20 protein-coding genes are annotated in these 22,012 nt (G+C 73.5%); 16 read left to right on the top strand and 4 right to left on the bottom strand.

Going from position 1 to position 22,012, the window contains the following annotated elements; genetic code table 11:
- The first annotated feature begins 266 nt into the window (after positions 1 to 266).
- The 7 genes from ACFFRH_RS29520 to ACFFRH_RS29490 all read left to right on the top strand — a co-directional run bounded on the left by ACFFRH_RS29520 (position 267) and on the right by ACFFRH_RS29490 (position 8,394).
- Entirely contained in the window at positions 267 to 1,874 is a 1,608-nt protein-coding gene (locus tag ACFFRH_RS29520) for a glycoside hydrolase family 10-like protein (protein WP_344748766.1), read from the top strand.
- A gap of 49 nt (positions 1,875 to 1,923) precedes the next feature.
- Positions 1,924 to 3,090 (top strand): anhydro-N-acetylmuramic acid kinase, encoded by a 1,167-nt coding sequence (locus ACFFRH_RS29515; RefSeq protein WP_344748765.1) that lies wholly within the window; start codon positions 1,924 to 1,926, stop codon positions 3,088 to 3,090.
- A 235-nt stretch (positions 3,091 to 3,325) separates the two neighbouring features.
- On the top strand, positions 3,326 to 4,714 hold the full coding sequence (locus ACFFRH_RS29510) for an FAD/NAD(P)-binding protein (RefSeq protein WP_344748764.1): 1,389 nt from the start codon (positions 3,326 to 3,328) through the stop codon (positions 4,712 to 4,714).
- A 192-nt stretch (positions 4,715 to 4,906) separates the two neighbouring features.
- Entirely contained in the window at positions 4,907 to 5,599 is a 693-nt protein-coding gene (locus ACFFRH_RS29505) for a mycothiol-dependent nitroreductase Rv2466c family protein (RefSeq protein ID WP_344748763.1), read from the top strand.
- 630 nt (positions 5,600 to 6,229) lie between these two features.
- On the top strand, positions 6,230 to 6,784 hold the full coding sequence (locus ACFFRH_RS29500) for an NADPH-dependent FMN reductase (RefSeq protein ID WP_344748761.1): 555 nt from the start codon (positions 6,230 to 6,232) through the stop codon (positions 6,782 to 6,784).
- 168 nt (positions 6,785 to 6,952) lie between these two features.
- Positions 6,953 to 7,498: a hypothetical protein gene (locus ACFFRH_RS29495; RefSeq protein WP_344748760.1), complete on the top strand. Its 546-nt coding sequence runs from the start codon at positions 6,953 to 6,955 to the stop codon at positions 7,496 to 7,498.
- A 23-nt stretch (positions 7,499 to 7,521) separates the two neighbouring features.
- On the top strand, positions 7,522 to 8,394 hold the full coding sequence (locus ACFFRH_RS29490) for a diacylglycerol/lipid kinase family protein (RefSeq protein ID WP_344748759.1): 873 nt from the start codon (positions 7,522 to 7,524) through the stop codon (positions 8,392 to 8,394).
- Between the two features lie 231 nt (positions 8,395 to 8,625).
- On the opposite strand, the gene pgm is transcribed toward ACFFRH_RS29490, so the two are convergent.
- Positions 8,626 to 10,263, bottom strand: coding sequence for a phosphoglucomutase (alpha-D-glucose-1,6-bisphosphate-dependent) (gene pgm / locus ACFFRH_RS29485; protein ID WP_344748758.1), 1,638 nt, complete (start codon positions 10,261 to 10,263; stop codon positions 8,626 to 8,628).
- Positions 10,264 to 10,546: 283 nt separating this feature from the next.
- On the opposite strand from pgm, the gene ACFFRH_RS29480 reads away from it, so the two are divergent.
- The 5 genes from ACFFRH_RS29480 (at position 10,547) to ACFFRH_RS29460 (ending at position 15,138) form a co-directional block, all read left to right on the top strand.
- Positions 10,547 to 11,551, top strand: coding sequence for an ROK family protein (locus tag ACFFRH_RS29480; protein WP_386160993.1), 1,005 nt, complete (start codon positions 10,547 to 10,549; stop codon positions 11,549 to 11,551).
- A 56-nt stretch (positions 11,552 to 11,607) separates the two neighbouring features.
- Entirely contained in the window at positions 11,608 to 12,357 is a 750-nt protein-coding gene (locus tag ACFFRH_RS29475; protein WP_344748756.1) for a sugar phosphate isomerase/epimerase family protein, read from the top strand.
- Positions 12,354 to 13,457 carry a Gfo/Idh/MocA family protein gene (locus tag ACFFRH_RS29470; RefSeq protein ID WP_386160992.1) on the top strand — a complete coding sequence of 368 codons (1,104 nt, stop codon included), beginning with the start codon at positions 12,354 to 12,356 and terminating at the stop codon, positions 13,455 to 13,457. The genes ACFFRH_RS29475 and ACFFRH_RS29470 overlap by 4 nt, the downstream gene beginning before the upstream one ends.
- 224 nt (positions 13,458 to 13,681) lie before the next feature.
- Positions 13,682 to 14,293 carry a TetR/AcrR family transcriptional regulator gene (locus tag ACFFRH_RS29465; RefSeq protein WP_344748754.1) on the top strand — a complete coding sequence of 204 codons (612 nt, stop codon included), beginning with the start codon at positions 13,682 to 13,684 and terminating at the stop codon, positions 14,291 to 14,293.
- A 191-nt stretch (positions 14,294 to 14,484) separates the two neighbouring features.
- Positions 14,485 to 15,138, top strand: coding sequence for a VC0807 family protein (locus ACFFRH_RS29460; RefSeq protein WP_344748771.1), 654 nt, complete (start codon positions 14,485 to 14,487; stop codon positions 15,136 to 15,138).
- Between the two features lie 42 nt (positions 15,139 to 15,180).
- On the opposite strand, the gene ACFFRH_RS29455 is transcribed toward ACFFRH_RS29460, so the two are convergent.
- Positions 15,181 to 15,384 carry a hypothetical protein gene (locus tag ACFFRH_RS29455; protein WP_344748753.1) on the bottom strand — a complete coding sequence of 68 codons (204 nt, stop codon included), beginning with the start codon at positions 15,382 to 15,384 and terminating at the stop codon, positions 15,181 to 15,183.
- 17 nt (positions 15,385 to 15,401) lie between these two features.
- On the opposite strand from ACFFRH_RS29455, the gene ACFFRH_RS29450 reads away from it, so the two are divergent.
- Both ACFFRH_RS29450 and ACFFRH_RS29445 read left to right on the top strand, forming a co-directional pair.
- A complete protein-coding gene (locus ACFFRH_RS29450; protein WP_386160991.1) occupies positions 15,402 to 16,037 on the top strand; it encodes a hypothetical protein in 636 nt (211 codons plus the stop codon).
- Positions 16,038 to 16,186: 149 nt separating this feature from the next.
- The gene (locus ACFFRH_RS29445; protein WP_386160990.1) at positions 16,187 to 17,413 is read left to right on the top strand and encodes an NAD(P)/FAD-dependent oxidoreductase; all 1,227 of its coding nucleotides are present in this window, start codon (positions 16,187 to 16,189) and stop codon (positions 17,411 to 17,413) included.
- A 116-nt stretch (positions 17,414 to 17,529) separates the two neighbouring features.
- Here the strand turns inward: ACFFRH_RS29445 and ACFFRH_RS29440 are convergent, their stop codons facing one another.
- A complete protein-coding gene (locus tag ACFFRH_RS29440) occupies positions 17,530 to 17,991 on the bottom strand; it encodes a PPOX class F420-dependent oxidoreductase (protein ID WP_386160989.1) in 462 nt (153 codons plus the stop codon).
- Positions 17,992 to 18,202: 211 nt separating this feature from the next.
- On the opposite strand from ACFFRH_RS29440, the gene ACFFRH_RS29435 reads away from it, so the two are divergent.
- Positions 18,203 to 18,841: a fasciclin domain-containing protein gene (locus ACFFRH_RS29435; protein WP_386160988.1), complete on the top strand. Its 639-nt coding sequence runs from the start codon at positions 18,203 to 18,205 to the stop codon at positions 18,839 to 18,841.
- A 520-nt stretch (positions 18,842 to 19,361) separates the two neighbouring features.
- A complete protein-coding gene (locus ACFFRH_RS29430) occupies positions 19,362 to 21,014 on the top strand; it encodes a RecQ family ATP-dependent DNA helicase (protein WP_386160987.1) in 1,653 nt (550 codons plus the stop codon).
- Between the two features lie 133 nt (positions 21,015 to 21,147).
- Here the strand turns inward: ACFFRH_RS29430 and ACFFRH_RS29425 are convergent, their stop codons facing one another.
- The gene (locus ACFFRH_RS29425) at positions 21,148 to 21,966 is read right to left on the bottom strand and encodes an SAM-dependent methyltransferase (RefSeq protein WP_386160986.1); all 819 of its coding nucleotides are present in this window, start codon (positions 21,964 to 21,966) and stop codon (positions 21,148 to 21,150) included.
- Positions 21,967 to 22,012 lie beyond the last annotated feature (46 nt).

Here is a 22,012-nt window from a genome sequence, read left to right as displayed (position 1 = left end):
TTCTGTCATTCTCGCGATCGAGAACCCGTGACCTTGTGGCCTTGTGATCTCGTGATCCGTGCCGGTCTCGCGATCTCGTTACCTCGTGATCCGTGCCGGTTCCGCGATCATCTCCGCGTCCGCCCTCACACCCGCACACCCGCCGTCGTGCCCGCTTCGCGCCCGTCCTCGTGTTCGTCCTCGTGCCCGCTCCGGTGCCCGCCCTCGCGTCGGCCCGGCGCGCGCTCCCCGGCCGAGGCCCGTGGCCGAACACCCCTGGAGTCCGCATGAGCTCATCCAGCCGGCGAACCGTCCTGCGCGGCCTCGCCCTCGCCGCCGCGGCGACCGCCGTGCCCCTGTCCGGCCGGGCCCCGGCCGCCGCCTCCGGGATCTCGTACGGGACCGGGGCCGGGCGGGTGCCGCCGCTGCGCCAGATGCGCGGCATGTGGATCGCCTCGGTCGTCAACATCAACTGGCCGTCGAAGGCCGGGCTGAGCGCCGAGCAGCAGAGGGCCGAGTATCTCGGCTGGCTCGACCTGGCGCGGGCCCGCGGGCTCAACGCGGTGTTCGTGCAGATCCGGCCGACCGCCGACGCCTTCTGGCCCTCCCGGTACGAGCCCTGGTCGCAGTACCTGACCGGTGTGCAGGGACGTGACCCCGGCTACGACCCGCTGGCCTTCCTGGTGGCGGAGACGCACCGGCGGGGCCTCGCCTTCCACGCGTGGTTCAACCCCTACCGGGTGTCGATGCAGGCCGACCCGGCCCTGCTGCACCCCGACCACCCCGGCCGCAGGCATCCAGACTGGATCGTCCCCTACGGCGGCAAGCTCTACTACAACCCCGGCATGCCCGAGGTCCGCGCGTTCGTGCAGGACGCGATGATGGACGCGGTCACCAGGTACGACATCGACGGCCTGCACTTCGACGACTACTTCTACCCGGTCAACACCCCCGCCTTCGACGACGCCGAGGCATACGCCCGATACGGCGCGGGCTTCCCCGACCTCGCGTCCTGGCGGCGCGAGAACGTCGACCTTCTCGTACGGGAGATGCGGCGGCGGGTGCGGAGCGTCAAGCCCGAGATCGCCTGGGGCATCAGCCCCTCGGGCATCTGGCGCAACCGGGCCACCGACCCCCTGGGCTCCGAGACCAGCGGCGGCCAGTCCTACGACAACCTGCACGCCGACACGCGCGGCTGGGTCAGGAAGGGGTGGCTCGACTACATCGCGCCGCAGCTCTACTGGTACATCGGCCAGTCCAACGCCGACTACGCCAAGCTGGTCCCCTGGTGGTCCGACGTGGTGGCGGGCACGGGCACCCAGCTGTGGATCGGCCAGGCGGCCTACAAGGCCGGGGCGGCGGGCCAGCCCGCCGAGTGGTCCCGGCCCGGCGAGCTCAGCGGGCACCTCACCCTCAACGAGGGCCACCCCGAGGTCGGCGGTGACATCTGGTACAACTCCGGCGACGTCCGCGACGACCGGATCGGCTCGATCAGCGCCGTGGTGACCGGCCACTACACCCGTCCCGCGCTGTCCCCGCTGCTGCCCAGGCTCGCCTCCGGCCGGGCCCCCGGCCGCCCGCTCGTCCCCCTGGCGCGCCGGGTGCGCGGTGGCGTCGAGCTGAGGATCCTGGCCACCGGCCGGAACGTCCCGTTCCAGTACGCGATCTTCCGGCTCGACCGGCGGGCCGGGGCCGGGGACCTCGCCGACGCCCGGCACCTGGTCGCGGTCGTCCCCGCGGCCCGCGACCTGCGCTGGACGGACCCGGCGGGCACCGGAGGCGCGTACTACCACGTGGTGGCCGTCGACCGGGCCGGCCGCCTGAGCCCGCCCAGCACCGGCCGCCGCGCCCACGGTGGCGACCCGGCGGGATCCGGAGGCCGCGAGGAGGCGTGAAGGAACGCGAAGAGGCGCGAAGGGGCGTGAAGGAGGTGAAGGAGAAGGCATGCGCGTCCTGGGGTTGATGTCGGGGACGTCCCACGACGGGATCGACAGCGCGGTCGTGGACTGGTCCCCGGACGGTGACGTGCTCACCGGTGTCGTCGAGCACACCGGCACGCGGCCGTACGAGGGACGGCTCCGCGAGCGCATCGCCGGCGCGCTGCCGCCCGGCCCGGCCGGCATGGCCGAGGTGTGCCGGCTCGACACCCTGATCGGCCAGGCGTTCGCCGACGCCGCCGAGGCGTGCGGGCCGGTGGATCTCGTCTGCTCGCACGGGCAGACGATGTTCCACTGGGTGGAGGACGGCCGGGTGCGCGGCACGCTGCAGCTGGGCCAGCCCGCCTGGATCGCCGAGCGGACCGGCGTGCCGGTGGTCTCCGACCTACGGGCCAGGGACGTGGCCGCCGGAGGGCAGGGCGCGCCGCTGGTCTCCTATTTCGACCTGCTGCTCCTGGACGGGCTGCCGGGGCCGAGCGGCGCGCTCAACCTCGGCGGGATCGCGAACCTGACCGTGCGGGACGCGCGGACGGCCTACGACACCGGCCCGGCGTCGGCGCTGATGGACGCGGCGGTGTCGGCCGCCACCGGCGCGCCCTACGACGAGGACGGCCGCCTCGCCGCCTCGGGGGAGGTGCACGAGGGGTTGCTGGCGGACCTGCTGGCCGAGCCGTACTACCGGGCGCCGCCGCCGAAGAGCACCGGCAAGGAGCTGTTCCATCCCGGCTACCTGGCGGAGAGGGCGTCACCGTACCGGCCGGCCCTGCCCGACCTGCTGGCGACGCTGGCCGCGCTCACCGCCGAGACCGTAGCGGCGGAGATCCGGCGTCACCGCCTGGAGACGGTGGTCGTCTCCGGGGGCGGGGCGCGCAACCCGGTCCTGATGTCCATGCTGGCCGCGCGGGCCGGGGACGCGCGCATCGTGCCGAGCGACGAGCTGGGTGTTCCCGCCGACGCCAAGGAGGCGATCGCCTTCTCGCTCCTCGGCTGGCTGACGGCGCACGGGCTGCCCGCGACGGTCCCCGGCTGCACGGGCGCGTCCGGTCCCCGCGTCCTCGGCGCGATCACCCCCGGCGCCGGGGCGCTGAGGCTGCCGGAGCCCCTCGGCGAGGGCCCTCGCCGCCTGCGCTTCACCGCGGCGGCGGAGGCGGGAGGGGCCGGGGCGGCCGGATAGGCCGCGAAGGGCGTTTCCGCGGTGGCCTCGGGCCTTCGGTCCCCGGGCGGGAGAGACGCGGTGAGGCTCGGGCGTCGTGGCGGTGGGACAGGGGCCCGCCACGACGCCCGCCAGGCGCGCACCCCAGGCCCGCCCCCGTCGCGGTCCGGCCGCGAGCGTCAAGATCACGTATGGAACGTCTCGCGATTTCACTATCCTGTATACCCTACAGGAATAGTGGGTTATGCTGGGGCGCGTGTCAGGTTTCCCATCGGTCGCCGTCGTCGGCGGCGGCGCGAGCGGCACGCTGGCGGCCGTCCACCTGCTCCGCGAGGCGCGGGCGCGGGCCATGCCGCTGGAGGTCGCGCTGATCGACCAGTACGGGCGGCACGCGCTGGGACAGGCGTACTCGACCACCGATCCGCACCACCTCCTCAACGCCTGCGCGAACAAGATGAGCGGGTTGGAGGACGACCCCGGCCACTTCCTGAGCTGGGCCCGCGACGACGGGCTGGACGTCTCCGCGTCCGACTACCTGCCGAGACGGACGTACGGGCGCTACCTCCAGGATCTGCTGGCCGGCGCCGAGGAGTGGCCCGTCCGCGTGGTGCGCAGGGTGACGGGCACGGTGAGCGCCCTGACCCGGGGGCGGGGGGTGCGGGTCCACCTGTCCGGCGGCGGCCGGGTGGACGCCGAGGCCGCCGTCCTGGCCCTGGGCAACCGCTCCCAGTCCGCCCGGCCGCCGGTCGTGGACGCCGCGAGCCCCGGTTACGTCGCCGATCCGTGGGCGCCGGGCGCGCTGGCCGGGATCCGCGACGGCGCGCCGGTGCTCGTGCTGGGGACCGGACTGACCATGGTGGACGTGGCGGTCACCGTGACCCGGGCGCACCCGGGGACCGTCGTCCACGCGGTGTCGCGGCACGCGCTGCTGCCGAGGCCGCACCCCCGGCCGGTGCCGCCCCCGGTTCCGACGCCCGTCCCTGACGGGCCGCTGGGGGTCGGCGACCTGCTCCGCGCGGTACGCCTCGCCGTACGGGACAACGGCGGCGACTGGTACGGCGTGGTCGACGGCCTGCGGCCCCAGGTCCAGAGCCTGTGGACCCGGCTCTCCCCGGACGACCAGCGGCGCTTCCTCGGGCTGGTGGCCCGCCACTGGGAGGTCCACCGGCACCGGATCCCTCCCGTCACGGCCGCCAGGATCGCCGACCTGCGGGCCGCCGGCCGCCTTCGGGTGCTGCGCGGCCGGCTGCTCCGGGCCGTGTCCGGCCCCAGCGGGCTGCGCGTCCAGGTGGGCGCCGACGGCGCGGTCCGGGAGCTCGACGTCGGCTGGCTGGTCGACGCCACCGGCCCCGGAGCCGACATCACCCGCGACCCCCTCCTCGCCGACCTCGTCGCCGACGGCGTGGTCCGTCCGGACCGGCTGCGGCTCGGGCTGGACGCCGCTCCCGGCGGCGCGGTCCTGGACGCGGGGGGAGCCCCGGACGACCGGATCTTCACGCTGGGTCCCATGCTGCGCGGGAGCCTGTACGAGACGACGGCGATCCCGGAGATCCGTGCCCAGGCGGCGGCCCTCGCGCCACGCCTCGTGGAGACGCTCGCCTCCGGTGCCCGCCTGCCGTCCCCCGCGCGGAGCCGGCACGTGTGAAGGTGGAGCTCCCCGGAGGGCCGCCCACCTCGGCCCGCCCATCTCGGGCCACCCACCTCGGGGCGCCCGCCCCGCGTCGCCGCCCTTTCCGCTTCCGCCGGGGCGCTGCCGTGGACACGCCCGGTGCGGCTCTTGACCTTCAGCGGGGTTGAGGTCCCATCCTGAGGAGACCCACGAGGAAAGAGGATTCCCATGAGCGAGGATCTGGTCGACTTCTGGTTCGATCCCGGTTGCCCCTGGGCCTGGATCACCTCCCGCTGGATCCTGGAAGTGCGCGAGGTGCGCCCCATCACGATCAACTGGCGGGAGATGAGCCTGGCGGTGCTCAACGAGAAGCAGGACATGTCCGAGGAGTACCGCGAGATCGTCGAGCTCGGCCGGGGCACCATGCGGGTGTTCGCGGCGGCGCGCGCGGCGGCGGGGGACGCCGCCGTCGGTGACCTCTACACCACGCTCGGCACCCGCTACCACGGCGAGGACGGCCTGTTCCAGCGGTCCCGCGACGTGCCTCGGGACAACGGTCTCGCGGGCTGGCGGGCCGCGATGGAGGCCCTGGAACCGGTGATCGCCGCCGCGCTGGCCGACGCCGGCCTGCCCGCCGAACTGCTCGCCGCGAGGACCGACGGCACCTGGGACGAGGCGATCCACGCCTCGCACGCCCTGGTGCCCACGGGGAAGCAGAAGCAGTCGCTGATCGGTGTCCCGACCATCTCGGTGAACGGGCACGCCGGGCAGTTCGGGCCCGTCATCAGCGAGATCCCGACCGGCGAGCGGGCCGGGCGGCTCTGGGACGCGTTCAAGGTGCTCGCCACCGAGGAGACGTTCTTCGAACTCAAGCGGGTCACCGACCGGGCGGCTCCCCGCACCTACCTGGAGGCTCCCTGAGCGCATCCACCCGGGGGCTCCCTGAGCGCACCCGCCCGGGGGCTCCCTGAGCGCACCCGCCCGGGGGCTCCCCGGCGCGGGAGAGGGGGCTTTCTTCCGGGAGGTTCCCCGTGGCGCGGGGCCTCCCTCCGGGAGGCTCGGTAACGCGGAAAGGGTGTTCTCCCCGGGAGGCTCCGTAGCCGTGGGGAGGGCTGTTCCCCGTAGGCGCTCCGGGGGGCGCGGGAGAGCGCCTTCTCCGCGAGCCCCATAGCGTGAGACGAGGTGTTTCCTCCAGTGTCCTCGCCGCCCTTGACGGAGAAATAACCGGTTTTTTCGCGAACGATACGCCTGATCATGTTCGTCGCCCCTCACTGAGGGCAGGCCCCCGAGTGTGATGGAGCGTGAGGTTCGCCGGCACCGCCGTCGCGGCGCCGACCTGCGGAAGCGTGATCGCCACCCCGGGGCTCGTGAGCGGGGCGGCTACACAGGTACCGCGAGCGGACCACTCTCTCCGCGTCACGGTGGCGTCGAGTAGCGGTTTTTGTCGGTGAGTTCGGGAGACCGCTCCGCTGACGGCCGCGACCGCGTGACCGATGGCGGGATCTCCCTCACTCGTAACGTCGCGGCAGCGCGACAGGGATGGGGCCGGGAATGAGGATCGTTGGGATCGCGGGAAGTCTTCGCCCGGGGGCGTACGTCTGGAGGCTCCTGGAGGCGGCGGCACGGGAACTGCCCGCGACGGTGGACTTCGAGATCTGGCGGGGCCTGGACCAGGTACCGCCCTTCGAGGACGGCGAGCTCCCGAGGCCGGTCGCCGATCTGTGGCACCGCCTCTCCGCCGCGGACGGTGTGCTGATCACCGCGCCGGCGTACAGCGCGCTCCCCGCGCAGCTGGGACACACGCTCGACTGGATCTCGTCCGCGCGCGGCGGCGCGGTCCTGGTGGGCAAGCCGGTGGGCGTGGTGACCGCCTGCCCGCGCGCCCACGAGGGGATGTGGACGCAGATCCAGCTGCGCAGGTCCCTCGGCGCCGCGGGCGCGGTGGTGTGCGGCGCGGAACTCGCGGTCTCTTCGGCCCCGGACCAGTTCGACGCCTCCGGCAGGCTCGCCGACCCGGGCTACCGGGCCCGCCTCCGCGGCGTGCTGGACGAGATCTGCTCCCCTTCCCTCGCCGGGACCGGTTCCCTCCGCGGGTCCGCCGTGTGAGGTCCGCCTGACCGCTCACCGGGGCCCTCGGGCCCCGGTCCCCAGGATCCGCCGTACGGTGCCCGCGGTCTCGCCGTACGGTTCCGATCCTCCGGGCGCCCCTCGGCCCGCCGCCGGGAGGTGGCCGCCGCGTCGTGCGCCACGAAGGGACGAGGAAGGGAGGCAGCCGTGGGGAGATCCGGCCAGGAGGTGGCGCTGCGCGCTCTCGGCGCGGCGCTCGACGCGCACGCCCCGACGGCCCGCCACGGTGTGCGGACGTTCCCCGAGGGCACGCCGTTCCTGTGGCTGACCGTTCCCGGCGCGGGAGGCGCCACCGTCTTCCTAGAGGAACGCCACTGGATCTGCCTGAGCGAGCCCGATCGGGGCGGGGTGACCGTCCAGCTCGTCGCCGGCGCGGTCGACGACGACCCCGCCCTCGTCGTGAGCCGTCTCATGACCGTCATGACGCCGGTGCCCCGCCCCAGGGGCGGTCTGGCCCGCGCCCTGAAGGTGGGCCTGCTCGGTCTCGCCGGAGGCGCGGGCGTGGGGCTGCTGGCCGCGCTGCTCATGGCCATCCTGGTGGCGGGCAACGGCTACACCTCGGCCACGACGATCGGCGTGGTGTACGTCCTGGCCGCGCTGATCGGCGTCGGCACCGGGCTCTGGGTGTTCCTGCGCTGGTGGCGGATGGACAGGGACCCGCGTGATCGGGGTTCCCGTGGGCAGGGACCGTAGGGACGACCACGTGGAGGAATGACATGGCCGAGCTGCTGGCGATCTACAACGAGAGCGCGGGAGGCGCCGACGACGAGGCCAGGGCCGCCGCCCTCGAAACGCTGCGCGGCGGCGCCGACGTGATCGAGGCGCCCGTCGGGGAGAAGGACCTGGACGAGATGCTCGACGCCTGTCCGGGCAGGGACGTGGTCGTGCTGGGCGGTGACGGCACGCTGCACGTGGTGGTCGCCACCCTGCACCGGCGCGGCGAGCTGGAAGCCCGCACGGTGGGGCTCGTCCCGCTGGGTACCGGCAACGACTTCGCCCGCGGCCTGGGCGTCCCGCTGGACCCGCCGGTCGCGGCCCGCGTCGTGCTCGCCGGACGGCCCCAGCCGCTCGACCTCCTGGTGGACGACGAGGGCGGGGTCGTCGTCAACATGGTCCACCTCGGCATCGGTGCCGAGGCGTCCGAGGAGGCCACGCCGCTCAAGCCGGTGCTCGGGCGGCTCGCCTACGCGGCGGGAGCGCTGCTCGCGGGGGTGCGCAGCCCCGGCTGGCGGCTGCGCGTCACCGTGGACGGCCGCTCCCTCGGCGACGGGCGCCCGGTGCTCATGGCCGGTATCGGCAACGGCGTCACCATCGGCGGCGGCACCCCGCTGGCCCCCCGCGCCAGGCCCGACGACGGCATGGCCGACGTCGTCGTCTCGCTGACGACCGGCCCGCTGGACAGGTTCGTCTACGCCCTGCGGCTGCGCAAGGGAACCCATCCCGACCTGCGCGACGTGGTCACCACCCGCGGCAGGGAGGTGACCGTGGAGGGCGGTCCCGTCCCGGTGAACGCCGACGGCGAGCTGACCGGCCGGATCACCCGGCGCCGCTGGACGGTCAAACCCGCCGCCTGGCGCATGTTCACCTGAGGCCGCGCCGCTCCTTCACCAGAGTCGGGTTCGCGGGAGCCCGGCGGCCCGGCTTGTGTCCGTTCAGTGCGGGTTCGCAAGAGCCCGGCGGCCCGGGTCACGTTCGTCCGAAGCCGGCTCGCGGGAGCCCGGCCGCGTCGCGTGCCCGGCCGAGCCCGCGTTCCGAGGGGCCCGGCCGTCCGGCGGGCGGCCACCTCGGGGGCGCCCGCCGGTCGCGCGTCGTCGGCGCCGTCAGCCCAGGGTCTCCGAGACCAGGTCGCGCGCCTCCTGCTGCACCCGTGCCAGGTGCTCGGGGCCCTTGAAGGACTCGGCGTAGATCTTGTACACGTCCTCGGTGCCGGAGGGGCGGGCGGCGAACCAGGCGCTCTCGGTGGAGACCTTGAGCCCGCCGATGGCGGCGCCGTTGCCGGGGGCCGAGGTGAGCACCTGGGTGATCTCCTCACCGGCGAGGCTGCCGGCGGTGACCTGCTCGGCCGAGAGCTTGGCGAGCACCGCCTTCTCCTCCCGGGTCGCGGGGGCGTCGACGCGGGCGTAGGCGGGGTCGCCGAACCGGGTCACCAGGTCGCGGTAGTGCTCGCTCGGCGAGCGGCCGGTGGTCGCGATGATCTCCGAGGCGAGCAGCGCCAGGATCAGGCCGTCCTTGTCGGTGGTCCACACCGAGCCGTCGCGCCGCAGGAACGAGGCCCCGGCGCTCTCCTCGCCGCCGAAGCCCAGCGAGCCGTCCAGCAGGCCCGGCACGAACCACTTGAACCCGACGGGGACCTCCATCAGCCGCCTGCCCAGGTCGGCGGCGACCCGGTCGATCATGCCGCTGCTCACCAGCGTCTTGCCGATCCCGGCGTCGGCGGGCCAGCCGGGCCGGTGGGAGTAGAGGTAGGAGATCGCCACGGCGAGGTAGTGGTTGGGGTTCATCAGCCCCCCGTCCGGCGTGACGACGCCGTGCCGGTCGGCGTCGGCGTCGTTGCCCGTGGAGACGTCGAAGGCGTCGCGGTTGGCGATGAGCGAGGCCATCGCGTACGGGGACGAGCAGTCCATCCGGATCTTGCCGTCCCAGTCCAGCGTCATGAACCGCCACGTCGGATCGGTCAGCGGGCTGATCACCGTCAGGTCCAGCCGGTGCCGCTCGGCGATCTCCCCCCAGTACGCGACGCTCGCCCCGCCCAGCGGGTCGGCGCCGATGCGCACCCCGGCCTCCCGGACGGCGTCGAGGTCCAGCACCGAGGGCAGGTCGTCCACGTAGTGGCCGAGGAAGTCGTACCGGCCGGTCGTGTCGGCGGCCAGCGCCCTGGTGTACGGGACCCGCCTGACCTCCTTCAGGCCGTCGGCGATCAGCGCGTTGGCCCGGTCCTGGATCCACGAGGTGGCGTCGGTGTCGGCCGGGCCGCCGTGCGGCGGGTTGTACTTGAACCCGCCGTCGCCCGGCGGGTTGTGCGAGGGGGTCACCACCACGCCGTCGGCCCGTCCCGAGGAGCGCCCCCGGTTGTGGGCCAGGATCGCGTGGGAGACCGAGGGGGTCGGGGTGTAGCCGTCCCGGCTGTCGATCATGACCGTCACCCCGTTGGCCGCGAAAACCTCCAGCGCCGACACCTGGGCCGGTTCCGACAGGGCGTGGGTGTCGGCACCGAGGAACAGCGGGCCGTCGATCCCCTGCGCCGCCCGGTACTCCACGATCGCCTGGCTGGTCGCGAGGATGTGGTCCTCGTTGAACGCGACGTTCAGCGAGGAGCCCCGGTGTCCCGACGTCCCGAACGCCACCCGCTGGCCCACCTCGCCCGGGTCGGGATGCAGGGCGTAGTAGGAGGTCACCAGGCGGGCCACGTCGACAAGATCGGACGGCCTGGCGGGCTGTCCCGCGTGTTCGTGCGTCATCGCAGTCTCCTCACATCACACCTGAGCTAACCGTATCTGCCCCTAAATCGGATAAGCCTGTACAACTCACGAAGGGCTCGTGGTGAACCGGTGGCCACGTACTCCCCACAGGCCGTTGACAACGTTGTCATCAACGTCGTACCTTCACCCTGTTTGCCCGGTCACTTGTGTGGCGCACCCTTTGTGGCATTGATCAGCGGAGGATCCCCTTGCACAGCCGCGTGGTGGCCCCGGTGGCCGCCTGCCGTCCCTCCGGGTTCCGGTACGCCGGGAAGTCCGCCCGATGACCGCCCTCGCGATCGACATCGGCGGCACCAAGTTCGCCGCGGCGCTGGTCAGGCCGGACGGGACCGTGGCACGCAGGGCGGAGCTGCCGGTCGGCCCCGACCCCGAGGCGACGCTGGTCTCGCTCGTCCGGCACATCCGCGATGTCCCCGGCATCCGTGACGGCGGCACCGGCGGCACTGACGGCACTGACGGCACTGACGGCCTCAGGGGGGTCGGCGGCGTCTCGGCCTCCGCCGCCGGTGAAGACCTGGGGGAGCTGGTCGGGGTCGGCATCGGCTCCGCCGGACCCCTCGACGCCGTCGCCGGCACGGTCAGCCCGGTCAACATCCCCGCCTGGCGTGAGTTCCCGCTGGCCGCCGCGGTGAGTGAGCTCCTTCCCGGCCTGCCCGTCACGCTCGCGGGAGACGCGCAGTGCATGGCGCTGGGGGAGTGGTGGCGGGGCGGGCACTCGGGCTCCCGGGCCCTGCTGGGCATCGTGGTGTCCACCGGCGTGGGCGGGGGCCTGGTCCTCGACGGGGTGCCGTACGTGGGACCGACCGGAAACGCCGGGCACATCGGGCACATCTCCGTGGACCTCGACGGGGAGCTCTGCCCCTGCGGGGCGGTCGGCTGCCTGGAGACGATCTCCAGCGGCCCGAGCATGGTCCGCTGGGCGCTGGCGAACGGCTGGAGTGCTCCTCCAGGCGCGTCCCCGGACGCCCGCGCGCTCTCGGCCGACGCCGCGCGCGGGGTCCCCGTCGCCCAGCTGGCCTTCCAGCGGGCCGCCGACGCGCTGGCCGTGGCGATCCTCGGCACGGCGGCGCTCTTCGACCTCGACGACGTCGTCATCGGGGGCGGCGTCTCCGGGGCGGGGGAGACCCTGCTCGCCCCGCTGCGCCAGGCGGTCGCCAAGCGGGCGGGCCTCGGCTTCCTGCGCGGCCTGAAGGTCGAACGTACCTCCCTGGAACGCGACGCCGGCCTGTACGGCGCCGCGGCCCTGGTCCTCCCCGTCGCGGGATAGAGGGCCGCGTTCTCTCCTCCGCCCGCAGGCGGGGGTGTCCACGCTAAGGAGAACCGATGAGCTCACTCGCCGTCCAGCTGTACTCCGTGCGCGAACAGGCGGCCGTCGACCGCCGCGCCGTGCTGCGCCGCATCGCCGACATGGGCTACGGCGCGGTCGAGCCGTACGACGCGCACCTCGATCCGGAAGGTCTCGGTGACGACCTGCGGGAGGCCGGGCTCTCGGTGTGCAGCGTGCACGCGCCGCTCCTCGACGAGCGGCGCGCGGCCGCGCTGGCCGGGGCCGTCGCCGTCGGCGCGGAGACGGTCATCGTGCCCGCCGCCCCCGCCGAGTGGTTCGCCGACAGGGAGGGGGTCGAGCTGGCGGCCAGGACCATCGGCGAGGCGGCCCGCGAGGCGGCGGACCACGGGCTGCGGCTCGGGTACCACAACCACTGGTGGGAGCTGGAGCAGCGGGTGGACGGCCGTCCCGCGCTGGAGGTGCTCGCGGAACTGCTCGACCCCTCGGTGCTGCTGGAGGTCGACCTCTACTGGGCGGCGACCGGCGGGGTCGACCCGTCGGGGCTGCTGACCCGGCTCGGCGACCGGGTGAGCCACCTGCACGTCAAGGACGGCCCCGCCACCCAGGAGGGCCCGATGACCGCGGTCGGCTCCGGCCGGGTGCCCATCGTGGACGCGCTGAACACCGCGCCGGACGCGGTACGGATCGTGGAGCTCGACCACTGCGCGACCGACATGCTCCAGGCGCTGGCCGACAGCCACGCCTACCTGACCGGCCTCGCCGCCGCCGGGCGGGTGAGCCTGTGACCGGCCCGCTGGGGGTGGCGATCGTCGGCTGCGGGAACATCAGCCACCAGTACCTGAGCAACCTCACCTCCTTCCCCGGCGTGCGGGTGGTGGCGTGCGCGGACCTCGACCTGGAGCGCGCCAGGGAGGTCGCCGGGCAGTACGGCGTGCCGGTGGCGACCTCGCCGCAGGAGGCGATCTCGCACCCCGACGTGGAACTGGTGGTGAACCTCACGGTCCCCGCCGCGCACGCCGAGGTGGCGCTCGCCGCCGTCCTGGCCGGGCGGCACGTCTACAACGAGAAGCCCTTCACCGTGGACAGGGAGTCCGGCGCGCGGCTCGTCGAGGCGGCCGAGGCGGCGGGGGTGCTCCTGGGCAGCGCCCCCGACACCTTCCTGGGCGCCGGGCTGCAGACCGCGGCGAGGCTCGTCGCCGAGGGGGCCATCGGCACCCCGCTCACCGGCCTGGTCCTGTTCCAGACGCCGGGGCCCGAGTCGTGGCATCCAAACCCCGAGTTCTTCTTCCAGCCGGGGGCCGGGCCGCTGTTCGACATGGGACCGTACTACCTGACGACCCTGGTGACCCTCTTCGGCCCGGCGGCGCGGGTGGCCGCGGCCGGCCGCAGGGCCAGGGACGAGCGGGTCGTCGGCTCCGGTCCCAAGGCCGGGACGCGTTTTCCGGTGGCGGTGCCCACCCACACCACCGCGCTCCTGGAGTTCGCCGCGGGACAGGCCGCCACGATGGTGTTCAGCTTCGACTCGCCGTTGCGCCGCACCGGGTTCATCGAGATCACCGGTACCGAGGCGACCATGCGGGTACCCGACCCCAACACCTTCGGCGGAGAGGTGGGGCTGCGCCGGGCCGCCGACGACGAGTGGGTGCCGGTCCCCACGAAGGGCACCGAGGCCGGTCGCGGCCTGGGCGTGCTCGACATGGCCCAGGCCATCCGCGAGGGGAGGCCGCACCGGACCACCGGCGAGCTGGGCCTGCACGTCCTCGACACGATGATCGCTGTCGCGGAGTCCGCGGAGCGGGCCGAGTTCGTGGAGATCGGCAGCACCTGTCCGATACCCGCCCCGCTGCCCGAGGGGTGGGACCCGGCCGCGATCCGTTTCGACTGACGGCTCCGGGCCAGGGTTCGACCGAGAGCTCCGGCTGACGGCTCCGGCCGATCCGGCCGAGGGCTTCGAGCGAGAGCTCCGGCTGATGGCTCCGGCCGATCCGGCCGAGAGCTCCGGCCGAGAGCTCCGGCCGAAGCCGCCGGCGAGGGCACGACGACGCGAGGGGTGGACCGTTTCCCGGTCCACCCCTTGCGCTTGTTACTTGACTGAGTTACTTATTACCTATGCAAGTAACGAAGCCTCCGAGCCTCGCGGCCGCCGCGCGACGCGCCCAGATCGTCGAGGCGGCGATCGAGACGATCGCCGAGCTGGGATACGGGCAGGCGTCCTTCGCGCGCATCGCCGAGCGGGCCGGGCTCAGCAGCACCCGCCTGATCTCGTACCACTTCCAGGGCAAGAACGAGCTGATCGCCCAGGTCGTCGCCGAGGTCTACCGGGAGATCGGCGAGTTCATGTCCGCGCGGTTGCGGGCGGAGTCCACGGCAGGCGGGGCGATCAGGGCCTACATCACGGGCAACGTCGAGTTCATCGCCACCCACCGCGTCCGGATGAGGGCGCTGTACGAGATCTTCGTCAACTACCGGGGCGAGGACGGTGAGCGTTCCCACGACGCGGCCACCGACCTGAGAACCCTCTCCCACATCGAGGAGATCCTGCGCTGGGGCCAGCGGGAGGGCGAGTTCCGCGCCTTCGAACCCAGGGTGATGGCGATGAGCATCCAGCGGTCCGTGGACGGGCTGCCCTTCCTGATGGAGGCCGACCCCGACGTCGACACCACTCTCTACGCCGCCGAGCTGGTGACCATCTTCGACCTGGCCACGCGGAGCGGGAGATGAGCGCGGAACGGGAGGGGCGGGCGGAGCCGGAAGCGGGGACGGGGACGGTGATGGGCACGGAGCCGAGAGCGGGGCAGGCAACGGATCCGGAAGCGGGGACGGGGGCAGGGAAGGGAGCGGAAGCGGGGACGGAGCCGGGGACGGGAGCGAGAACGGGGGCGAGGGCGGGCCGTCGTGCCGCGGCCGTGCTGATGCTCGTGGACCTCGTCCTGCCCATCGGGCTCTACTACGCCCTGCGCGCGGCGGACGTCGGCTACGTCGCCTCCCTGGTCGTCAGCTCCCTGGTGCCCGGCACCGGGATGGTCGCCACTCTCGTCAGGGAGCGCCGCCTCGACTCCGTGGGCCTGTTCATGGTGAGCGCCATGCTGGTGAGCGCCGGGCTGTCGGTAGTCGGCGGCAGTCCCCGTTTCCTGCTCCTCAAGGGGGCCCTGGTGATGGTCGTGGCCGGAGGCTGGTTCCTGGCGACCGCCCGGGGGCCGAGACCGCTGGCCCTGCAGTTCTCCCGGCCGCTGCTGGAGGGCCGGGTCGGTGCCAGGGACGTGTCGTGGGACGACCTGTGGGCCGTCTCGCCGCGCTTCCGCCGGGTGTGGCGGGTCTCCACGGTCGTCTGGGGCGTCGGGGCGCTGGCCGACGCGGCGGTCCGGGGGGTGATCGCGCTGACTCTCCCGATCGACCTCGCCGTGGGGCTGGGCGGCGTGCAGTACGGGGCGTTCTCGGTCGTGATACTGGTGATCGTCAATGTGTATCAGGCGCGCGCCGGGCTCTATCACCCCCGTTCGGACCTCTATCTCGCCGTTCCCGGAGTGAGCGGAGAGGGCCGCGCGGCCCCGGAGCCCGTCGCCTGAGCCCGGAAGGGCCGGGGGCTCCAGGGGTGAGGGGGCCGGGGGCTAGGGTGCCTGGTCGGCGGGGCCGACGATCTTCAGGTCCGGCTTGGCGGGCTCTCCCCCGGACTCCTCCAGGCGGGCGCGGAGGCGGGTGCGGATCTCGTCCGGGGTGTAGGCCTGCCGCCGGCGCTCGGCCCGCGCGATCACGACCCCCGTGGCCGCGACGCCCGCCACTCCTGCCAGACCGAGTATCTTCCACCATCGCATGTGCCTACGCTATCGGAATGTCCGGCAAGAGCATCAGCCTCGATGAGGCCGTCAATTTGACCCGCACCGGCGACGTGTGGCTGTTCCGCGGCCGAACGGTGCCCGACCGAGCCATCCAGACCATGACGAACAGCCCCGTCAACCACGTCGGCATGTCGGTCGTCATCGACGACATGCCACCCCTGATGTGGCACGCGGAGCTGGGCCGCTCCCTGCCCGACCTGTGGTCGGGAACCCACCAGCGCGGCGTCCAGCTGCACGACCTGCGGGAGGCGGTCACGGTCTGGGCGACCAGATACGGCCAGCGCGGCTGGCTGCGGCAGCTGGAGCCGCAGCCTCCCCGCGAGATGGAGGACGCCGTCCTGCGCACCGTCGCCCGGCTGGACGGCACGCCCTTCCCGTCGACGGCCAGGCTCGCCGGCCGCTGGATGAAGGGGCGGGTGCCCAAGCTCTTCAAGCGGGGCGCGGAGGAGAGCGCCCTGGAGAGCGCCTACTGCGCCGAGGTCGTCGCGGTCACGTACGAGGCCATGGGGCTGCTGCCGGGAGGACGGCGCCCCAACTGGTACGACCCCGGCCGGTTCTGGAGCGGCGACGACCTGGAGCTGACCGGGGGTTTCCGGCTCGGGGGAGAGATCACCGTGCAGCTGGGGTAGGCCGTACGGGGAACGGAGCGGGCGGGCGCAACCCCCGGCCCCCGTCCGCTCGAAGACATGGACGGCGGATCCCTCACCGGGGGACTCCACGGACCCGCGGCCTCCACGGCCCACGGCTCCGTGCCGCCGTCGACTCGGGGGGACGCGTCATGCCGGACACGGTGGTCATCGTCGGTGCGGGGCTCGCCGGTCTCGCGTGCGCCCTCCGGCTGCGCTCGGCGGGAGTGGAGGTCCGCGTCGTCGAGGCGGCGGACGAGGTGGGCGGCCGGGTACGCACCGACGTCGTGGACGGCTTCCGGCTGGACCACGGCTTCCAGGTGTTCAACACCGCCTACCCGGAGGCCGCCCGGGTCCTCGACGTCGCCGCGCTGGACCTGCGCCCGATCCCGTCCGGCCTGATCTCCTTCGAGAGGGGACGGCGGGAGCGGTTCATGCTGCCCTGGCGCCATCCGGGCCAGGCGCTCAGCGGGCTCCTGGCCGACGTGGGCTCACCGGCCGACAAGGCGGCCCTGGCGGCGCTGACCGCGCGGGACGTCCTGCTGCCGGTGAGCCGGTTGCGCGACGGGCGCGAGCGCACCACGCGCGAGGAACTGCGGCACTGGGGCGTCTCGCCGAGGATGGTCGAGAAGCTGATCCGCCCGTTCCTGTCGGGTGTCGTCCTGGAGCGGGAGCTGGAGACCTCCAGCCGTTTCTTCCACCTCATCTGGCGCGCCTTCGCCCGGGGAACGGTCGGGGTGCCCGCGCCCGGCATGGGGGAGATCCCCCGGCAGCTCGCCGCCCGCCTACCCCCGGGGACGCTCGCGCTGGGCACGCCGGTCGCCGCCGTGACCGGGGAGGGGGTGGAGACGGCCGGGGGCGCGACAATCCCGGCCCGCGCCGTGGTGGTGGCCACCGATCCCGCCACGGCCGCCACGCTCTGCCCGGGGCTGGAGATCCCGGAGATGCGCTCGGTGACGACCTTCTACCACGCCGCCTCCCGCTCCCCCATGGACGACCCCACGCAGATCATCGACGCGGAGGGCCACATCACCGACACCCTGGTCATCAGCGACGCCGCGCCCGAGTACGCCCCGCCGGGCCGCGCGCTGGTCTCCACGTCGGTGCTGGGAGTCCTCTCCGGCGCGGACGAGCCCCGGGTCAGGGCGCGGCTGTCGCAGATCTACGGGACCGACACCTCGGACTGGGAGCATCTGGCGACGTACGCCGTCAGGGAGGCGCTGCCCGCGATGGTGCCGCCGTTCCGGCTGCGGCGCCCGGTGCGCCTCGCGCCGGGCCGCTACGTGTGCGGGGACCACCGCGACACCGGCTCGCAGCAGGGCGCCCTGGTCTCGGGGCGCCGGGCGGCCGACGCGGTCCTGGCCGATCTGGGCGCCTGACCTGGGGGACGCTCCTCAAGCCGGGCGGGTGTGTTCAGGCCGGCCGGGTGCGGGGTGTGGCCCAGGCCGACCGGGTGTCCTCAGGCCTGGGTGCCCTCAGGCCGGCCGGGCGGTCCTCAGGCCAGCCGGGCGGGGAAGCCGCCGGTGGCGATGGGGCCCCAGCGCTCCGGGGTGACGCGCAGCAGTGACTTGCCCTGCCTCGTCATGGCCGCTCGGTACTCGTCCCAGTCGGGGTGCTCACCGGAGATCGACCGGTAGTAGTCGACCAGCGGTTCGAGGGCCTCCGGCAGGTCGAGGACCTCGGCGGTGCCGTCCACCTGCACCCAGGGACCGTCGAAGTCGTCCGACAGGACCACGACGCTGACCCGCGCGTCGCGGCGGGCGTTGGAGGTCTTGGCGCGCTCGGGATAGGTGGACACCACGATCCGGCCCTCGGAGTCGACGCCGCAGGTCACCGGGGACGCCTGCGGCCTGCCGTCGCGCCGCGTCGTGATGACCAGCGCGCGGTGGCGGTCGCGGAGGAAATCCAGAAGCCGGTCGCGGGAGACGACCTCGTTGGTTGCGATCTTCGGGCTCATGATTCCCACTCTACGGGGATCCGGCACGCCCGAAATAACGCCCTGACGAAAGGAAAATGGCCATCTTTCTCGGGAGATATGTGGTCAAGAGTCTTCTAGTGGGGCATTTAGCACCAAATCTCAGGGAATTGATCTCCAATACAGGACATGAGTGGCTCGGGAACCCGCCGACGGACCCGGATGGCTCATCCGCCCAAACAAGGAGATAACCGTGAAACAGAAGTCTCTTCTGGCATCGGCCCTGACCGTGCTCGCCCTGACCGCCGTCCCCGCCGCGCAGGCCGTCGCCGCCGACGCGCGCGTCTTCTCTCCCACGCCGATCCCGTCGGACACGGCTCTGCCGACGGACAGCATGTCGCCCGAACCCTCGGGCGCGATGACGGAGCCGTTCGGCCCCGGGTGCGCGTCCCTGCCCGCCAGCGGCGAGGGCAGCCTCAGCGAGATGGCCTCGCAGCCGGTCGCCACCGCGGTCGCCTCCAACCCCGCCCTGTCCACTCTCGCCCAGGCGGTCGAGCAGGCCGGTCTGACCGAGACGCTCAACTCCGCCAAGGACATCACGGTGTTCGCGCCCACCAACGACGCGTTCGCCAAGATCCCGAAGGACAAGCTCGACAAGCTCCTGGCCGACAAGGCACAGCTGACCAAGGTCCTGACCTACCACGTGGTCGAGGGAAAGAAGGGACCCGAGGACCTGACCAGCGGCGAACTGACCACGATGCAGGGAGGAACGCTGACCGTCGCGGGCTCCGGTGAGGACTTCACCGTCAACGGCGCCAAGGTCGTCTGCGGCAACATCCAGACCTCCAACGCCGTCGTCTACCTCGTCGACACGGTGCTCACGCCGAAGTGACCGCGGTGACGCGACGCTCGTGACGGCCACGACGGCCCCGGCGGCCGTCGTGGCCCGACCGGCCGGGTCGCGATCCGACCGAAGCGATCTGATCGAAGCGGCCCGGCCGGCCAGGTCACGGTCCGATCGAAGCGGTCCGACCGAAGCGGTCCGACCGGACGGCCTGAGCGATTCGACCGGACGGCCGGGGTGGTCCGACCGGGTGAGGGGTGCCCGTGCGGGCGCCCCTCACCCGCGGCTCGCACGCGCCCCTCACCCGCTCCGGCTCGCCCCGGCCTCCCGCACGCTTTCCACCCGCCCGGTTCCCCGGCCCGCCGACGCGCTTCCACCGGCTCCTCGCCCTGGTCGGCGCGCCACCGACAGGCCGGGCGTAGTTCCGCGGCCGTCTTCCACTCGCGTTCGCCGCCCGCCCATACCCGCCCATACCCGTCTCGTGCCATCCGGCGATCAAGGGGACGCCGTGCGACTAGCGCCCCGATCCGCGGGTAACTGGCCGACACACGGCGGGAAGGCGGAGGGCATGAACATCAAGGACCGGTTCGGACCGAGGGCGCGGAGGCTGCGGGCGGTGGCCCGCAAGGTCTTCGGCTGGCGGGACCTGCGGCCCGGGCAGCTCGACGCCATGCGCCACCTGCTGGGCGGGGGCGACGCCCTCGTGGTCATGCCCACCGGCAGCGGCAAGTCGGCCGTCTACCAGGTACCGGCCCTGCTGCTCGACGGGCCCACCGTCGTCGTCTCACCGCTCATCGCCCTCCAGCGCGACCAGGTCGCCGGGCTGGCCGAGGCCGACGCGGGCGGGGCGGTCGCGGTCAACTCCGCCCAGTCCGGCGGCGAGGCGTCCCTGGAGGCCGTACGCGCGGGCGCGGCCGAGTTCGTGTTCCTCTCACCCGAGCAGCTCGCCAAGCCGGAGACGGTCGAGCGGCTGCGCGCCGCGCGTCCGTCGCTGATCGCCGTGGACGAGGCGCACTGCGTGTCGGCGTGGGGGCACGACTTCCGGCCCGACTATCTGAGGCTGGGCCAGGTCATCGAGCGGCTGGGGCATCCGCCGGTGGTGGCGCTGACCGCGACGGCCGCGCCGGCGGTGCGCGAGGAGATCATCGCCGCCCTCGGCCTGAGGAACGTCCGCCAGATCGTGCGGGGCTTCGACCGGCCCAACATCGACCTGGAGGTGCGCCGCTTCGTCACCCAGGAGGACCTGAGGCGGGCGCTGGTGGAGGACGCGGCGTCGCGCTCCGGGCTCGGGCTGGTCTACGTCGCCACCCGCCGCGCCGCCGAGGAGTACGCCACCGCGCTGCGCGAGGCCGGTCGCAGGGCCGAGCCGTACCACGCGGGGATGAAGGCGGCCGAGCGCCACAGGATCCACGAGATGTTCCGCGACGACGAGCTGGACGTCGTGGTCGCGACGTCGGCGTTCGGCATGGGCATCGACAAGCCGGACGTGCGGTTCGTGCTGCACGCCGCCCCGCCGGAGTCGCCGGACTCCTACTACCAGGAGATCGGCCGGGCCGGGCGGGACGGCGAGCCCGCCGCCGCGGTGCTGTTCTACCGCTCCGAGGACCTCGGGCTGCGCAGGTTCTTCGCCGGGGGACGGGCCGACGAGGAGCTCCTGCTGCGGGTCGCCACGCTGGTGCACGAGCACGGCGGCACCGTACCGGCGGGAGAGCTGCGAACCCTGCTCGGCGTCGGCGCCACCCGGCTCACCCGGCTGGTCAACCTGCTGGAGCGGGCGAGCGCGATCGAGGTCACCGGCGAGGGAGACCTGCGCCCGGTGCCCGACGGGCCCGAGCCCGAGGCGGCCACGGCGCGCGCCGTCGAGCTGGACGACACCCGGCGCCGCATCGACGACTCCCGGATCGACATGATGCGCGCGTACGCGGAGACGACGGGCTGCCGCCGACGCTTCCTGCTCGAATACTTCGGGGAGCCGCGCGAGCGCGGCTGCGAGGCCTGCGACACCTGCCGCGCCGGCCTCCCCGGCGAGCCGGAGGCCGCGACGGGGGCGGGGGAGGAGGGGCCCTTCGCGATGCACGCCCGGGTGCGGCACAGCGCCTGGGGCCCGGGGATGGTGATGAGCAGGGAGAGCGACCGGATCACCGTGCTGTTCGACGAGGTCGGCTACAAGACACTCTCCCTGGAGGCCGTCGAGCGCGACGACCTCCTGGTCGCGGGCTAGGCGGGACGGCAGGGGGCCGCGAGGGCCGGGCGGGAGGGTCCGCCGGGTCCGGTGGGAAGGCGGCCCGCGAGGCCGGGCGGCAGAGGCCCGCGGGGCCGGGGGCGGGAGGGCGGGACCCGAGGCCGGAGCCGGGTCAGCCCGTGGACTTGCGGGCCACCCCGCCCATCGTCCACGTCCTGTCGCGGCCCTGCGCGGTGAGGGGGTTGTCGGGACGCCAGTGGCGTAGGTAGACCAGGCCGGGGTCGACCAGGTCCAGCCCGTCGAAGAAGCGCAGCACCTGCTCGCTCCGCCGCGAGGCGTCCTCGCCGCGGCCGAGGACCCGCTGGAAGATCTCGACCACCGGGCCCCGGGCCTCGGGGCGCGTGTCGAAGACGACGTGGCCGATGGCGAAGTGGCTGCCGACCGGCACCGCGTCGCGAAGGACGGCCACGCTCTTGTGCGGGTCGTCCTCGTCGGGGATGAACTGCAGGGCCGACAGGATCAGCACGGCCAGCGGCAGGTCCAGGTCGATCAGGCGCAGCAGTTCCGGGTCGGTGAGCAGCTCGCCGGGGTGCATGACGTCACCCTCGACGACGCCGGTGTGAGGGTTGGTGGCCAGCGTGGCGCGGGCGTGGGAGAGCACCACCGGGTCGTTGGAGACGTAGACCACGCGCGTGTCGGGCACGATCTCCTGGGCCACCTGGTGGACGTTGCGGCGGTTGGGCAGCCCGGAGCCGATGACGACGAACTGGGTCATGCCCTCCTCGACGAGATAGCGCGTGATCCGGCCCAGGAACGCCTGGGCCTCGTGCGTCATCTCCCTGACCTCGGGCGCGATGGCGAGCACCTCCTCGGCCGCCCTGCGGTCGGCGGCGAAGTTGTCCTTACCGCCGAGGAAGTAGTTGTTCATCCTGGCGATGTTGGGAACGCTGGTGTCCAGGCCCGCCCCCGGCCGCCGGGACGCATCGCTCATGTGTCGACTCCTCTGTTGCCTGTGACACTAAGGAACCTCACGATGT

Origin of the sequence: Streptosporangium vulgare (assembly GCF_042428775.1) — a bacterium.
Classification (GTDB): Bacteria; Actinomycetota; Actinomycetes; order Streptosporangiales; family Streptosporangiaceae; genus Streptosporangium; species Streptosporangium vulgare.
The sequence above is the reverse complement of the archived record's forward strand: the minus strand, read 5'-3'. Positions and strand labels throughout refer to the sequence as shown.